The organism is Campylobacter sp. US53 (genome assembly GCF_004378995.1).
Lineage (GTDB): Bacteria > Campylobacterota > Campylobacteria > Campylobacterales > Campylobacteraceae > Campylobacter_D > Campylobacter_D jejuni.
On sequence record NZ_RYYH01000005.1, the window covers coordinates 90,407 to 104,369 of the forward strand.

At 31.0% G+C, this 13,963-nt stretch carries 15 protein-coding genes; 6 read left to right on the forward strand and 9 right to left on the reverse strand.

The annotated features are described in order from the left end of the window. Positions 1-52 precede the first annotated feature (52 nt). The 6 genes from ELQ05_RS05155 to ELQ05_RS05180 all read right to left on the reverse strand — a co-directional run bounded on the left by ELQ05_RS05155 (position 53) and on the right by ELQ05_RS05180 (position 4,500). Entirely contained in the window at positions 53-712 is a 660-nt protein-coding gene (locus tag ELQ05_RS05155; protein ID WP_002853290.1) for an amino acid ABC transporter permease, read from the reverse strand. Between the two features lie 10 nt (positions 713-722). After that, a complete protein-coding gene (locus ELQ05_RS05160; protein ID WP_002853332.1) occupies positions 723-1,475 on the reverse strand; it encodes an amino acid ABC transporter permease in 753 nt (250 codons plus the stop codon). A 1-nt stretch (position 1,476) separates the two neighbouring features. After that, positions 1,477-2,256 carry a bifunctional adhesin/ABC transporter aspartate/glutamate-binding protein PEB1a gene (gene peb1A, locus ELQ05_RS05165; RefSeq protein ID WP_070317148.1) on the reverse strand — a complete coding sequence of 260 codons (780 nt, stop codon included), beginning with the start codon at positions 2,254-2,256 and terminating at the stop codon, positions 1,477-1,479. A gap of 21 nt (positions 2,257-2,277) precedes the next feature. After that, positions 2,278-3,006, reverse strand: coding sequence for an amino acid ABC transporter ATP-binding protein (locus ELQ05_RS05170; RefSeq protein WP_002865902.1), 729 nt, complete (start codon positions 3,004-3,006; stop codon positions 2,278-2,280). 135 nt (positions 3,007-3,141) lie between these two features. Further along, on the reverse strand, positions 3,142-3,930 hold the full coding sequence (locus tag ELQ05_RS05175) for a CheR family methyltransferase (RefSeq protein ID WP_002865901.1): 789 nt from the start codon (positions 3,928-3,930) through the stop codon (positions 3,142-3,144). Positions 3,931-3,945: 15 nt separating this feature from the next. Beyond that, positions 3,946-4,500, reverse strand: coding sequence for a CheB methylesterase domain-containing protein (locus tag ELQ05_RS05180; RefSeq protein WP_002865900.1), 555 nt, complete (start codon positions 4,498-4,500; stop codon positions 3,946-3,948). A gap of 165 nt (positions 4,501-4,665) precedes the next feature. Here ELQ05_RS05180 and rpiB point away from each other — a divergent pair, with 165 nt between their 5' ends. From rpiB to ychF, 6 genes are read left to right on the forward strand one after another with little or no spacing between them, the layout of a single operon-like run. Continuing rightward, positions 4,666-5,103 (forward strand): ribose 5-phosphate isomerase B, encoded by a 438-nt coding sequence (gene rpiB, locus ELQ05_RS05185; protein ID WP_070317147.1) that lies wholly within the window; start codon positions 4,666-4,668, stop codon positions 5,101-5,103. Then, a complete protein-coding gene (locus ELQ05_RS05190) occupies positions 5,103-5,435 on the forward strand; it encodes a membrane protein (RefSeq protein WP_002853247.1) in 333 nt (110 codons plus the stop codon). The genes rpiB and ELQ05_RS05190 overlap by 1 nt, the downstream gene beginning before the upstream one ends. Then, positions 5,432-5,980: an adenine phosphoribosyltransferase gene (apt, locus tag ELQ05_RS05195; protein ID WP_070317146.1), complete on the forward strand. Its 549-nt coding sequence runs from the start codon at positions 5,432-5,434 to the stop codon at positions 5,978-5,980. Before ELQ05_RS05190 ends, apt begins: the two co-directional genes overlap by 4 nt. A gap of 18 nt (positions 5,981-5,998) precedes the next feature. Next, the gene (locus ELQ05_RS05200) at positions 5,999-6,595 is read left to right on the forward strand and encodes a DedA family protein (RefSeq protein ID WP_134239978.1); all 597 of its coding nucleotides are present in this window, start codon (positions 5,999-6,001) and stop codon (positions 6,593-6,595) included. Beyond that, positions 6,592-8,043, forward strand: a complete 1,452-nt coding sequence (locus ELQ05_RS05205; RefSeq protein ID WP_070317144.1) for a leucyl aminopeptidase — start codon at positions 6,592-6,594, stop codon at positions 8,041-8,043. The genes ELQ05_RS05200 and ELQ05_RS05205 overlap by 4 nt, the downstream gene beginning before the upstream one ends. Further along, positions 8,040-9,143, forward strand: a complete 1,104-nt coding sequence (gene ychF / locus ELQ05_RS05210; RefSeq protein ID WP_022552294.1) for a redox-regulated ATPase YchF — start codon at positions 8,040-8,042, stop codon at positions 9,141-9,143. The genes ELQ05_RS05205 and ychF overlap by 4 nt, the downstream gene beginning before the upstream one ends. 21 nt (positions 9,144-9,164) lie before the next feature. On the opposite strand, the gene argH is transcribed toward ychF, so the two are convergent. The 3 genes from argH to ELQ05_RS05225 are packed head-to-tail and all read right to left on the reverse strand — an operon-like array spanning position 9,165 to position 13,943. Then, positions 9,165-10,547: an argininosuccinate lyase gene (argH, locus tag ELQ05_RS05215; RefSeq protein WP_070317143.1), complete on the reverse strand. Its 1,383-nt coding sequence runs from the start codon at positions 10,545-10,547 to the stop codon at positions 9,165-9,167. Positions 10,548-10,556: 9 nt separating this feature from the next. Next, the gene (gene pckA, locus ELQ05_RS05220) at positions 10,557-12,131 is read right to left on the reverse strand and encodes a phosphoenolpyruvate carboxykinase (ATP) (RefSeq protein ID WP_052785425.1); all 1,575 of its coding nucleotides are present in this window, start codon (positions 12,129-12,131) and stop codon (positions 10,557-10,559) included. A 12-nt stretch (positions 12,132-12,143) separates the two neighbouring features. Further along, a complete protein-coding gene (locus tag ELQ05_RS05225; protein WP_134239979.1) occupies positions 12,144-13,943 on the reverse strand; it encodes a biotin/lipoyl-containing protein in 1,800 nt (599 codons plus the stop codon). Positions 13,944-13,963: the final 20 nt, after the last annotated feature.

Here is a 13,963-nt window from a genome sequence, read left to right on the forward strand (position 1 = left end):
ATGTTAAAAACTGCTGTAAATTTAAAAAGCTTATATAAAAATATAAGCTTTTTTAAGAAATGTAAGCTGTCTTTTTGGCATAATATCTTACCAACATAGAAAGCGAAAAACATATTATAAAATAAATTCCCGCAACAACACCTATCATCGCTAAAATTTCTTCAAAACTTGTTAGTTTTGCCAATATAGTTTTTGAATTATAAGTAAGTTCAGCTATACCTAAACCCGCTAAATAAGCTGTATCCTTTACAGTGGTTACAATTTGAGATAATAAAGCAGGTATTATTTTTCTAAAAGTTTGTGGTAAAATAATATAAAAAAGAGTAAAAAATTTACCAAAACCTTGAGAATAAGCTGCTTCAAACTGACCTTTTGGTATAGAATTTAATCCACCTCTAATAATTTCAGCCATAACCGAACTCGTATAAAGTGAAAATCCTATAGTACCCCAAAAAGCTTGAGGAAATTGTCCAAAAAATACAGGTAGAACAAAACAAGCTGCAAGCATCCATAATAATAAAGGAGTATTTCTAAAAATATCTATATAGCAAGCTGCTAAAAATTTACTTAATCTATCCCCATAATTTTTAGTTATAGCTAAAAAAGTTCCAAAAACAATCGAAATAATACAAGTTGCTAAGGCTATTTTTAATGTCAGAAATAAACCTTGCATTAAAAATTCAATATTTTGTGCATTAAAAACATTTTCCATTAACAACCCTTTATCTCGTTAAATGTGCTTTTTTTAATTTATTTTCATAAGCCTTTGCAAAATAAGCCAAAGGATAACAAATTATAAAATATAAAACCGCTGCAAATATATAAGCTGGCGCATAATTTCCATAATCAGCTGCATAGCTATCAGCAGAATGCATTAACTCAGCTCCACCTACAATAAGCAATACAGAGGTATTTTTGATTAAATTTACCATTTGATTTGTCATCGGTGGTAAAATAATTCTAATGGTTTGAGGTACTATAATATAACGCATTTGTTGAATATAAGTAAATCCTTGAGAAGCAGAAGCTTCAAACTGACCTCTTGGCACAGCCAAAATTCCACTTCTAACCACCTCGCTTACATAAGCTCCGTGATAAGCTCCAACACCCAATACACCAATAGTAAATATATCAAGTCTTATACCTAAAACAGGCAAGGCATAAAACAAAAAGAAAATTTGTATTACCAAAGGAACATTTTGAAAAAGCTCTACGTAAATTCTAGTGTAGGCTCTGATAATTTTAAATCTACTTGTAGCCATAACTCCGCCTATAGTTCCAAAAATTGTAGCTATAAGCAAAGCAAGAATACTTACTTCTAAAGTATAAATAAAACCATTAATAAAAGCATCTTTATTATCCAAAGCATCTAAAAATTTCCATACCGCAAAAGGGCTTATACTATTTTCATCATATAAACCCCAAGAAGTAAGAATTTGTCTTAAATGTTCAACAAAACCTACACTTTCATTCATATTATAAACCCCATTTTTTCGCTAAAGCATCAATTTCATTTTTATGTTCTTTTACAAAATCATCAACATATTTTGCAAAAGCTGGATCATCTTTTTTGGTTACAATACCATAACTTTGTGGTTCAAAACTATCTGCCAAAATTTCACTTTTATCATCCACATAGCCTAACAATATTGATTTGTCTACAGAAAACGCATCAACTCTTTTAGCATCTAAAGCAGCTTTTATACTTGGATAATCAGGAAATTCACTAAATTTAACATCAATACCAATTTTTTTAGCAGCTTCACCTATAGCTTTTTTTGTAGTTGCAGCTTGAGCCACTCCAATATTTGCACCTTTCATATCAGCTAAAGATTTATATTTTTTTTCTTTTAAGACTAAAAGCCCTATAGCATCTTGATAATAAGGCTCTGAGAAATTATAAATTCTTTTTCTCTCTGGAGTAATAGTAAAAGTTGCTATCACTGCATCTACACTACCATTATCAAGCAAAGGGCCTCTTGTTTTAGCATTAACTGCAACTAGTTTTATTTTTTTATCATCACCCAATATACTTTTAGCTAGCAATTTAGCAACATCTACTTCGAAACCTTTAATTTCACCTGTTGCTTGATCAAGTAAAGCATAATGCGGAACATCATTTTTAACACCAACTATTAATTGTCCTTTAGATTTAATAGACTCAAGTTTACCTTCTGCTGCATTAGCATTGCTAAATGCAACACAAGCACCTAGAGCAAAAACTGCCAACTTTAACAAAGATTTTCTAAAAACCATTTTTTCTCCTTTCAATTTTGGTTAATTTTTAAGAATTTTCCCTAAAAAGAGTCGCGCTCTTTCAGTTTTTGGATTTGAGAAAAATTCACTAGGAATATTTTCTTCCACAATAGCACCATCTTCCATAAAAATAATCCTATCTGCTACTTCTTTTGCAAAACCCATTTCGTGTGTAACAACCACCATGGTAGTATTGCTTTGATGTGAAATTTCTTTCATTACATCTAAAACCTCTTGTATGGTTTCTGGATCAAGGGCTGAAGTAGGTTCATCAAATAAAATATAGGGTTTTTTAGTACAAAGTGATCTTGCTATAGCAACGCGTTGTTGTTGTCCGCCTGAAAGGGTTGCTGGATAAACATTTGCTTTATCCACCAAACCTACGACTTTTAAATACTTAAAAGCTGTTTCTTCAGCTTCTTTTTTAGATTTTTTTTGAAGTTTCATTGGAGCTAAGGTCAAATTTTGCAAAACCGTCATATGTGGATATAAATTAAAATGCTGAAAAACCATTGCACAATATTTTCGACAAATTTCAATTTTATTTTTATGATTTAAAACAAGATTGTTAACTACGACCTCGCCTGAACTAACTTCTTCAAGCCCATTCATGCAACGGATAGTTGTACTTTTTCCACTTCCACTTGGACCTATAATAACAAGCTTCTCACCTTCTTTAACAGAAAGATTAATATTCTTTAGAACATGATGAGTTCCGTAGTATTTGTTTACATTTTTTAATTCAATCAAGTTTTTTCCTTTATTTTTAACTAAATATAAAATTAATTAAAATTATTTTATCATTAAATAAAGAAAACTACTTCAAAATGTAACTTATTTTTACTAATAAATTTCTAAAATGTAACTTTTAGTAATTTTTAGAATTTATACTTTTTCATAGTAAACACCTCTTGGAGAGAAAATCTTTTTAAAATAAATAGTCTCTGGAATTAAATCAGCATTGCCAACATAAAGCCTTCCTTTATCATTTAAAATTCTATGAAATCTCTCCATAAGTTTTAGTTTTGATTCATGATCAAAATAAATAATCATATTTCTAGAAGCTATAATATCAAATTTTCCCAATCTTGAAAATTTTTCTTCAAAAACATTGCAAAGTTCAAATTTACAAGTACAAAGCTCATTTTTATTAATAGTATAAAATTTATCTTCGCTTTCTAAAAAAAACCTTCTTTTTTCACTCTCGCTCAATCGCTGTAAAGTTCTTCCTTGATATTTTCCAAGTTTTGCTTTTTCAATCACGCTTGAATTAATATCAATGCCTAAAATATACATATCTTTAATAAAATTCTGTGCAGCCAATAATGCCAAAGAATATACCTCTTCTCCACTTGAACAAGGGGCGCTTAGGATATTTACTCTCTTTTCTAAGCTTTTAGCATAATAAATTATTTCTTTCAATTGAGCCAATTCTCTTAAAAAATAAGTTTCACCTATGGTTACAAAATCTAAAGTTTCTTGTTTAAGTTGTCTATTGCTTTTTAATTTTCCCAAAAATTCGGAAAAATTTTTAGTATTAGTTCCTTCAAGAAATTTATTCAACTTTAAAGCTAGTATATTTTTTTTATCGGTTAAATCAATACCGCTCATTTCGTTGATAATTTTTATAAATTCATTAAGTTCTAATTCGCTAGGAGTTATTTTTTTTTCCATGCAATTTTCCTTTTATTAATCCTGATCAATAAAATTTACAATTTCTTTTTTAATTTCTTTTAAGCTCATAGGTTTTAAATGCGGATTCATATCTTTTGCTCTTTTTGGCATACCATAAACGACGCTATCTGCTTCATTCTCGCATAAACATCTAACTCCTGTTTTATAAAGCTCAAATAAACCTTTTGCGCCATCATCTCCCATGCCCGTTAAAATAATAGCAAGTATTTTATTTGTTTTTACCAAAGAAACAGCGGAATGAAAAAGTAAATCCACACTCGGTTTAAAGCTTGAAGCCACATCTTGCCAAGCGGCTACAATATTTAAATTTCCAGATAAAATAGTATTTTTAGGGCAAATATAAATTTTATTGCTTAATATCTCTTTATCATTCAATAAGCACACTTCACTAAAAGCTTCTTTATTAAATTGCCCCACAAAAGATGGAATAAAACTGGCACTCATGTGTTGAGCTATAACTACACAAGTATTTTTTATATCAATATCCTTTAAAAGAAATTTAAGCTGATTAGGACCACCTGTTGAAGATCCTATGAGTATGAGCTTCATTTTCTTCTCCCCTTAATTTATTGAAATTTTATTTTTCTTGTCACGTAATTCTAATATATATAAAGAAAAATAAAGCTTATTTTTAAAAAAAGAAAAGCTGTTTTTATGATTTAATATGATAAGATTAGGTTTTTATCTTATTTTATATAGTAATGTAGGAAACCAATGCTTAGGGAAAAAATTTATATTGCTAGTGATCATGCTGGTTTTGAATTAAAAGAAAAAATTTGCGTATTTTTAAAAGAAAAAAATATAATTTTTAACGATTTAGGAACAAACACTTGCGCAAGCTGCGATTATCCTGATTATGCACATTTACTTGCCGAAAAAATAGACGAACGAAGCTTTGGCATTCTTATTTGTGGAAGTGGAATTGGAATTTCTATTGCAGCAAATCGTCATAAAAACATTCGTTGTGCATTATGTCATGAAACCTTAAGTGCAGAACTTGCAAGAAGGCATAATGATGCCAATGTTTTGGCATTAGGCGGAAGATTAATCGGGGTTGAATTAGCTATAGATATTATAGAAAAATTCATTCAAACTCCTTTTGAAGAAGGGAGACATATGCAAAGAATTCAAAAAATTGAGGTAAAAATATAATGTTTACAAACTGGCTTGTTTTAACTATATTGATTTGTGCAACTATCTATCTTATTGTAATGTTGTTTTACTATAAAACTCTACTTAATAAAGAAAAAACATCAAAAGATTTTATCAAAAACAATCTTGATGATACTGAGATTGTCATTAGAAAATTACAAATTCAACTTCAAAGAAGTCTTGGAAATATAGATATACTCACAGAAGAACTTAATAAAATCAAAGCAGACCTTACATCTTTAAGAACTAGAAATTCTCAATATCGCTTGGAAAATGACAAACTAAGACAAAGAATTAAAGAATTAGAAGCAAAAATCGAGGCATTATTATGATAAAACTAACACAAGAAGAACAAAAATACCTGCTTGATAGCATTAGGATTATTCCTGATTTTCCAAAAAAAGGAATTATTTTTAGAGATATTACCACTCTACTAAATAACAAAGAGGCTTTAAATTTTCTACTTAAACATTTAAAAGAACGCTACAAAGATTACAATCTAGACTTCATAGCAGGAACAGAAAGCAGAGGATTTATCTTTGCATCTATGATTTGTGCAAAACTTAATCTTCCTTTTGTGCCTATTAGAAAACCTGGGAAACTCCCTTTTGAAACCTTTAGCTGCGAATACGATCTTGAATATGGCAGTGATAAAGTAGAACTTCATAAAGATGCATTTAAAAATATTCAAAATGCAAGAGTTTTACTTGTAGATGATTTAATAGCAACTGGCGGAACAGCTATAGCTTCGTATAAACTCATTCAAAAAGCTGGAGCAAAATGCGTTGAAGCTTGTTTTTTAATGAATCTTAAAGATTTAAATGGAGCAAATAAGCTTGAAAAACTTACTTCAGTTTATAGTGTTTTAGAAATTTAAAACTATAGAAAGGTACAAATGGAAGAATTTTTAAAAAATTTACTTTACCAATACAAAGATCTAGCTTATATTATTATTTTTTTATGGTGTATTTTAGAAGGGGAGTTGGCTTTAATTTTAGCAGGTATTTTTGCCCATCAAGGACATGTAAATCTAGGTTTTATTATATTTATAGCAGGACTTGGTGGTTTTGTAGGTGATCAAATTTATTTCTATATAGGAAGATATAATAAACGCTACATACAAAAAAAATTAAAAACTCAAAGGCGTAAATTTGCAGTAGCACACTTACTTTTACAACGTTTTGGTTGGCCTATTATTTTTATACAACGCTATATGTATGGCTTTAGAACCATTATACCTATGAGTATAGGAGTCACACGTTATAGCGCAAAAAAATTTGCCATCATCAATCTTTTTAGCGCTTGGGTTTGGGCATCAATCACTATACTTCTAGCTTGGTATTTTGGAGAACAAATTTGGAAGATGGTGACTTGGGCTGAAGAACATTGGTATTATGCAGCCATTATTATTATAGCTTTTTTATCCTTTTTATTATTTGGTTTTAAACAAATGGAAAAAGCTATACTTAAAGATAAAAGGAAAAAACCATGAAATTTGAATTAAACGATAAAAAACTAGATGCTATAAAAGCAGACTTTGAACTTGTTTTTATACAGGATAAAAATTTAAAAAATTTTAACAAAGAAAAAGATTTTTTTAAACTTAATAATTACAAAGGCGAAGGTGTTTTATTGGACTTAAACAATAAAAAGCTTTATTTAGAGCTTAAAAGTCTTGCTTATGAGGATATAAGATTAAGTCTTTACACAGCATATAAAACTCTTGAGAAACTTAATATTAAAAGCGTAAAACTTCCTAGCATAATAGGAGATTGTGTAGTTAGAAGTTTTGCATCTTTAGTTGAAGGCGTACTTTTTGGAGCTTATAAATTTGACAAATATAAAAGTGAGAAAAAAACAAGTACTTTAGAAAGATTTATTATTTCAAGCGAAGAATTAAATGGTAAGAAATTTAATAAAGATGAAGCTAAGATAGGTTTAGAGCGTGGAGAAATTTTAGCTAATGCCACAAATTTTACTAAAAATATAGTCAATGAAATTCCTGAAATTTACACCCCTTTGAAAATGGCAGAAGATGCACAAAATTTAGCTAAAGAAAATAAAAACATCACTTGTAAAATTTATGATGAAAAATTTTTAGCCAAAGAAAAAATGAATGCCTTTTTAGCAGTAAATCGTGCCTCGGTACACCCACCACGCCTCATTCATCTAAGCTATAAAGCCAAAAATGCAAAAAAACGTGTTGTATTTGTTGGAAAAGGCTTAACTTACGATAGCGGTGGATTAAGCTTAAAACCAGCTGATTTTATGCTTACAATGAAAGCTGATAAAAGCGGTGCAGCAGCAGCAATGGGAATCATAAAAGCCGTAGCTGAACTTGCTTTAGATTTAGAAGTGCATTGTATTTTAGGTGCAACTGAAAATATGATAGGCGGCAATGCTTATAAGCCCGATGATGTGTTAATCAGTCGTGAAGGTGTAAGCATAGAGGTAAGAAATACAGATGCAGAAGGACGCTTGGTTTTAGCTGATTGTCTTTCTTTTGCACAGGATTTAAAACCTGATTTACTTATCGATATGGCAACTCTTACTGGAGCTTGTGTTGTAGGACTTGGTGAATTTACAAGCGCTATTATGGGAAATAATGAAGAATTGCAAAATGATTTTTATCTAAGCTCTAAAAAAAGTGGAGAATATACTACAATCTTACACTTCAACCCTCACTTAAAAGAACTTATAAAATCAAATATTGCCGATGTTAGCAACACTGCCTCTAGTCGCTACGGAGGTGCAATTACCGCAGGGTTATTTTTAGATAAATTTATTCGTAAAGAATATAAAGACAAATGGCTACATCTTGATATAGCAGGACCTGCTTATACAGAAAAATCTTGGGGATATTCTAGTTTTGGCGCAAGTGGAGCTGGAGTTAGAATGTGTGTTAATTATTTAATTCAAATTTTAAGGAAAGCTAAATGAGTTTAAGTGTAGGTATAGTAGGACTTCCAAATGTTGGCAAATCAACGACTTTTAATGCTTTAACTAAAGCACAAAATGCCCAAAGCGCAAACTATCCTTTCTGCACCATAGAGCCTAATAAAGCCATGGTTGAAGTTCCTGATTTAAGACTTAATGAACTTGCCAAAATCGTAAAACCTGAAAAAATTATGCATTCTTTAATAGAATTTGTAGATATCGCTGGACTTGTTAAAGGTGCAAGTAAAGGCGAAGGCTTGGGAAATAAATTTCTTTCAAATATACGCGAAACTGAGGTTATTTTACACATAGTGCGTTGTTTTGATGAAGAAAATATCACCCATGTTGAAGGTGGAGTTGATCCTTTACGTGATGTAGAAATTATCAATACAGAGCTTATTTTAGCAGATATTGAACAACTGAGTAAAAAAATAGAAAAACTCACCAAAGAAGCCAAAGCCAATCAAAAGGGTGCTAAAGAAAGTCTCGAACTTGCAAATTCCTTACTTGATCATTTAAACAAAGGCTTAGCTGCAAGTTCTTACCCTGAAAAAGAAAGTGAAATTTATCAAGCCTTAATCAAAGAATTAAGACTGCTTTCTGCTAAAGAAGTGATTTATGGTGCAAATGTTGATGAAAATGGTATTAGTGAAGATAATGATTATGTAAAAGCTTTAAAAGAATATGCTAAAAAAAATGATCATGAAGTTATCAAGCTTTGTGCAAAAATCGAAGAAGAATTAGTAGGATTAAGTGATGAAGAAAGTCATGAATTTTTAAGTTCTCTAGGAGTTAACGAAAGCGGTCTTGATCAAATCATACGCACTGCTTTTGCTAAGCTTGGACTGATCAGTTATTTTACCGCTGGTGTAGTTGAAGTGCGTTCTTGGACAATCAAAAAAGGTTGGAAAGCACCAAAAGCAGCAAGTGTAATTCACAATGACTTTGAAAAAGGTTTCATAAAAGCTGAAGTTATTTCCTATGAAGATTATATCCAATACAAAGGCGAAAATGGCGCCAAAGAAGCAGGAAAGCTACGCCTTGAAGGAAAAGACTATATCGTTTTAGATGGCGATGTAATGCATTTTAGATTCAATGTTTAGGCAAAATAGCCTAAACAATATTTATAAATTTTGAATAAAACCTTCCAAAATTTGAATTTGCTTTTCTACGCTTGCAATAGAACTTGAGCCTTCACTTTGCTTAGAATTTAAAGAAAATTCAAAATTTAAAAGTTCCATAGCTTTTTCATCAAATACAGGATCTATTTTTGAAAGATCTTTAATTTCACTTATATCAATGCCTTGTGCTTCAGCTTGTGCAACAACATTTCCCACTATAAAATGTGCTTTTCTAAAAGGAATATTTTTTTCACGCACCAAATAATCTGCCAAATCGGTAGCCAACAAATGACCTTTTTTACAAGCATTAAGCATATTTTCTTTATTAATTCGTATTTCTTTTAACATTGCATTTAAGATGATTAAGCTATCTTTAGCCGTTTTTACACTATCAAAAAGTCCTTCTTTATCTTCTTGCATATCTTTATTATAAGCTAAAGGTAAAGCTTTCATTATAGTTAAAAGAGAAATCAAATTTCCATAAACACGCCCTGTTTTTCCACGTATAAGCTCACAAACATCGGGGTTTTTTTTCTGAGGCATAATAGAACTTCCCGTTGAAAAACTATCACTTATAGTTATAAAAGAAAACTCCGAACTTGAGAATAAAATCATTTCTTCACAAAGTCTTGAAGTGTGTGTAAAAATAACTGCTATATCATAAAGTAAATCAAGAGCAAAATCCCTATCACTCACTCCATCCATAGCATTTGGCATAATATCTTTAAATCCTAAAATTTTAGCACTCAACTCACGATTGGTTTTATAGCTTGTTCCTGCACATGCACAAGATCCAAGTGGCAAAAAGTCTGCAAGTTCTAGGCTATTTTGCAAACGCTTAACATCTCGCATTAACATAAAAGCATAAGCTAAAATATAAAAAGAAAAACTCACAGGCTGAGCGTGTTGTAAATGTGTAAAACCTGGCATAATGGTTTTTTTGTGCGCTTTAGCATGTTCGAGCATAGTTTGAATCAATTCTTTTAAAAGTTTTAAAAGTTCTATGTGAGATTTTTTGACAAAAAGTTTAAAATCAGTAGCCACTTGGTCATTTCTACTTCTTGCAGTATGAAGTCTTCCACCAATTTCACTGCCTATAATCTCGCTTAAACGCTTTTCTATAGCCATATGTATATCTTCATCTTTAATATCAAAAACAAATTTACCTTGCTCTATTTCACTTTTAACTTGTTTTAAGCCTTTTATAATAGCATCTAATTCTTCTTTTTTTAAAATACCACAACTTTCAAGCATTGTAGCATGCGCTATAGATCCTTGTATATCTTCATTAAACAAAGTTTTATCTACATTTAAACTCGCATTAAATTCTTTTAAAAGCTCATCGCTTGCACCGCTAAAGCGTCCTGACCACATTTCATTTTTCATTTAAATACCTTAAATTTTTGGTCCAAATTTGCTAAATTCAATACCTTCTTTGACATCTTCATAACGTTTGAAATTTTGCACAAACATATGTGCTAGCTTATCTCTTGTTTCAGCATAGGCATTTTTATCCAACCAAGTATTTATAGGATTTAAAAGCGTGCTTTCTACACCTTCTAAAGCTTTTGGAATAGCTAAATTAAATACTTCAAAATTTTCAAATTCGCATTTTACAATACTTCCATCTAAAATAGCATTAATGCAAGCTCTAGTAGCCTTAATGCTCATTCTTTTACCTACACCGTAACTTCCACCGCTCCAACCCGTATTAACAAGATAAACATTAACTTCATGTTTTTCAATCTTTTCACCAAGCAATCTCGCATAAACCGTTGGATGCAAAGGCATAAAAGGTTCTCCAAAGCAAGCTGAAAAAGTTGCTTGAGGCTCTGTTATACCACGCTCAGTTCCAGCTACTTTTGCTGTATAACCGCTTAAAAAATAATACATAGCCTGCTCTTTACTTAATTTACTCACCGGAGGTAAAATTCCAAAAGCATCTGCACTTAAAAATATAATATTTTTTGGATGCCCTGCTTTTAAGCTAGGCTCATGATTTTCAATATGCTCTATAGGATAAGAAACTCTCGTATTTTCTGTTTTTGAAGCATCAGCATAATCAACACTCTTATCAGCTCTTAAAACTACATTTTCTAAAAGTGCATTTCTTTTAATAGCTCCATAAATTTCAGGCTCATGCTCAGGATCAAGATTGATTGTTTTTGCATAACAACCGCCCTCAAAATTAAATACACCTTCATCATCCCAGCCATGCTCATCATCACCTATGAGTCTTCTTTTTGGATCGGTTGAAAGCGTAGTTTTTCCTGTACCGCTAAGTCCAAAGAAAAGTGCGACATCGTCTTTTTCTCCGACATTTGCGCTACAATGCATAGAAAGTTTATTTTCTAGTGGCAGCCAATAATTCATCATAGAAAAAATACCTTTTTTCATTTCTCCACCATACCAAGTTCCACCAATAACCGCTATATTTTCTTCAACATTAAAGATCACAAAAACCTCTGAATTTAAACCATCTTGTTTGTAATCTTCATTGATACATTTGCAAGCATTATAAACAATAAAATCTGCTTTAAAATTCTCAAGTTCCTCTTGACTTGGGCGAATAAACATATTTTTAACAAAATGCGCTTGCCATGCAATTTCAGTAACAAATCTTACTGCTTTGCGACTTTGCAAAGAAGCACCGCAAAAAGCATCTTGAACATAAATTTTCTTTCCGCTTAATTCTTGCTTTGCTTTAGTTAAAAGTTTATCAAATAATTCTTTTGTAATAGGCTGATTTACCTTTCCCCAAGCTATATATTTACTAGATGGATCTTGTTTTACAAAATATTTATCTTTAGGACTTCTACCTGTAAAAATCCCTGTATCCACACAAAAAGTATCATTATCCGTGCTTAAACCTTCATTATTTGCTTTTTCATGAGCATTTAATTCATCATAACTTAAATTATGAAAAATTTCCTTTATGTTATCTAAACCTAAATTATCAAATTTTTTCATTTTTCCCTCACTTTAATTCTTGTAAATAGCTAATACTTCACCTTCATTAACAGTATCGCCTATTTTAATACAAAGCTCTGAAATAATTCCATCTTTTGGGGCATTAACCTCAATCTCCATTTTCATTGCTTCTAAAACCATGATAGCTTGACCTGATTTTACTTCTTCACCTTCGTTAACATAAATTTTAAAAACATTACCCGAGATACCTGCTAAAACTTCATTTTCAGCATCTACAGAACTTGTTGAATTTGAAGAAATAATATTTTTATTTTCTTCTACTTTTTTTACACTTTTAACATTAACATCTTTATCAAAACCATAACTTACTTCTACATGATATTTGTTACCATTTACAGCTACGGTAAATTTATTTTCATCTACACTCATAGGTTTTGGCATACTAGCTAATTTGCGTACATTTATCTTTGCCTCTCCTTTTAAAAATGCTATACCTTTTTCTTTACAAGCTGCTGCAATAAATATATTTTCTTCACTCATTTCTATACCCTCTTTTTCAAGTAAGGTTTTGGTATAAGCTATACTTTTACTCTCATCTTTATCAGCTATATTTATAGCAAGCTCTGTAGTAGGTTCTAAATTAAGTTGTTTTGAAGCAAGTTCAACAATATTTGCATCGGGTGTAACAGGAGTTTTTCCAAAATAACCAAGCACCATTTTTCCATAACCTTCTGCGATTTTTTTCCAAGGCCCAAACATAACATTATTAAATGCTTGTTGAAAATAAAATTGAGAAACTGGAGTAACCGAAGTACCAAATCCACCTTTTTCTACAACTTCTCTCATAGCATGAATGACCTGTGGAAATTTATCTAAAATATTATTATCCCTCATCATTTGTGTATTTGCCGTTAAAGCTCCTCCTGGCATAGGAGAAAAAGGAATAAGTGGATTTACCATAGTAGCTTCAGGGGGTAAAAAATACTCTTTTAAACAATCTTTTAAAACTTCTTCGTATTTTAGAATTTTTTCTTCTTCAAGTCCACCTAAATCATAATCTTTACCTTTTAAGGCATGCATCATGGTTAAAATATCAGGCTGAGAAGTTCCACCACTTACAGGAGCTACAGCCAAATCGATACCATCAACACCTGCTTCAAGTGCTGCAAGATAGCAGGCTATACTCACCCCTGCGGTTTCATGCGTATGAAGTCTAATATGTGCATCTTGAGGTAAAATTTTTCTAGCCATTTTAATGGTTTCATAAATTTTATTTGGATTAGAAGTTCCACTTGCATCTTTAAAACAAATGCTGTGAAAAGGAATTTCTGCTGCTAAAATTTCTTTCAAAATTTTTTCATAAAAAGGCACATCATGAGCACCTTTGCAATTTGGCGGTAGATCCATTAAGGTAATAGTGATTTCATGTTTTAATCCATGTTTTGCTATACATTCACCACTAAATTTTAAATTATTTATATCATTAAGAGCATCAAAATTTCTTATCGTTGTGGTACCGTGTTTTGCAAAAAGTTTTGCATGCAAATCAATAAGCTCACTACTTCCAGTATCTAAAGTAACAGTATTAACCCCTCTTGCTAAAGTTTGAAGATTGGCATCTTTTCCTACAATAGCTCTAAATCTATCCATCATGGTAAAAGCATCTTCTTTAAGATAAAAATACAAGCTTTGAAATCTAGCACCACCACCAAATTCAAAATGAGTAATACCCGCTTCTTTTGCTGCTTCTACTGCAGGAAAAAAATCATCCATTAAAACCCTAGCTCCATAAACAGACTGAAAACCATCCCTAAAGCTTGTATCCATTACATCGATGAATTTTTTAGCCATTATTTTTCCTTAAAAAAATA

Coding starts and splice junctions, on each gene's coding strand:
- ELQ05_RS05155 (WP_002853290.1), bottom strand. CDS start 712: ATGGAAAATGTTTTTAATGCACAAAATATTGAATTTTTAATGCAAGGT.
- ELQ05_RS05160 (WP_002853332.1), bottom strand. CDS start 1,475: ATGAATGAAAGTGTAGGTTTTGTTGAACATTTAAGACAAATTCTTACT.
- peb1A (WP_070317148.1), bottom strand. CDS start 2,256: ATGGTTTTTAGAAAATCTTTGTTAAAGTTGGCAGTTTTTGCTCTAGGT.
- ELQ05_RS05175 (WP_002865901.1), bottom strand. CDS start 3,930: ATGGAAAAAAAAATAACTCCTAGCGAATTAGAACTTAATGAATTTATA.
- ELQ05_RS05180 (WP_002865900.1), bottom strand. CDS start 4,500: ATGAAGCTCATACTCATAGGATCTTCAACAGGTGGTCCTAATCAGCTT.
- rpiB (WP_070317147.1), top strand. CDS start 4,666: ATGCTTAGGGAAAAAATTTATATTGCTAGTGATCATGCTGGTTTTGAA.
- ELQ05_RS05190 (WP_002853247.1), top strand. CDS start 5,103: ATGTTTACAAACTGGCTTGTTTTAACTATATTGATTTGTGCAACTATC.
- apt (WP_070317146.1), top strand. CDS start 5,432: ATGATAAAACTAACACAAGAAGAACAAAAATACCTGCTTGATAGCATT.
- ELQ05_RS05200 (WP_134239978.1), top strand. CDS start 5,999: ATGGAAGAATTTTTAAAAAATTTACTTTACCAATACAAAGATCTAGCT.
- ELQ05_RS05205 (WP_070317144.1), top strand. CDS start 6,592: ATGAAATTTGAATTAAACGATAAAAAACTAGATGCTATAAAAGCAGAC.
- ychF (WP_022552294.1), top strand. CDS start 8,040: ATGAGTTTAAGTGTAGGTATAGTAGGACTTCCAAATGTTGGCAAATCA.
- argH (WP_070317143.1), bottom strand. CDS start 10,547: ATGAAAAATGAAATGTGGTCAGGACGCTTTAGCGGTGCAAGCGATGAG.
- pckA (WP_052785425.1), bottom strand. CDS start 12,131: ATGAAAAAATTTGATAATTTAGGTTTAGATAACATAAAGGAAATTTTT.
- ELQ05_RS05225 (WP_134239979.1), bottom strand. CDS start 13,943: ATGGCTAAAAAATTCATCGATGTAATGGATACAAGCTTTAGGGATGGT.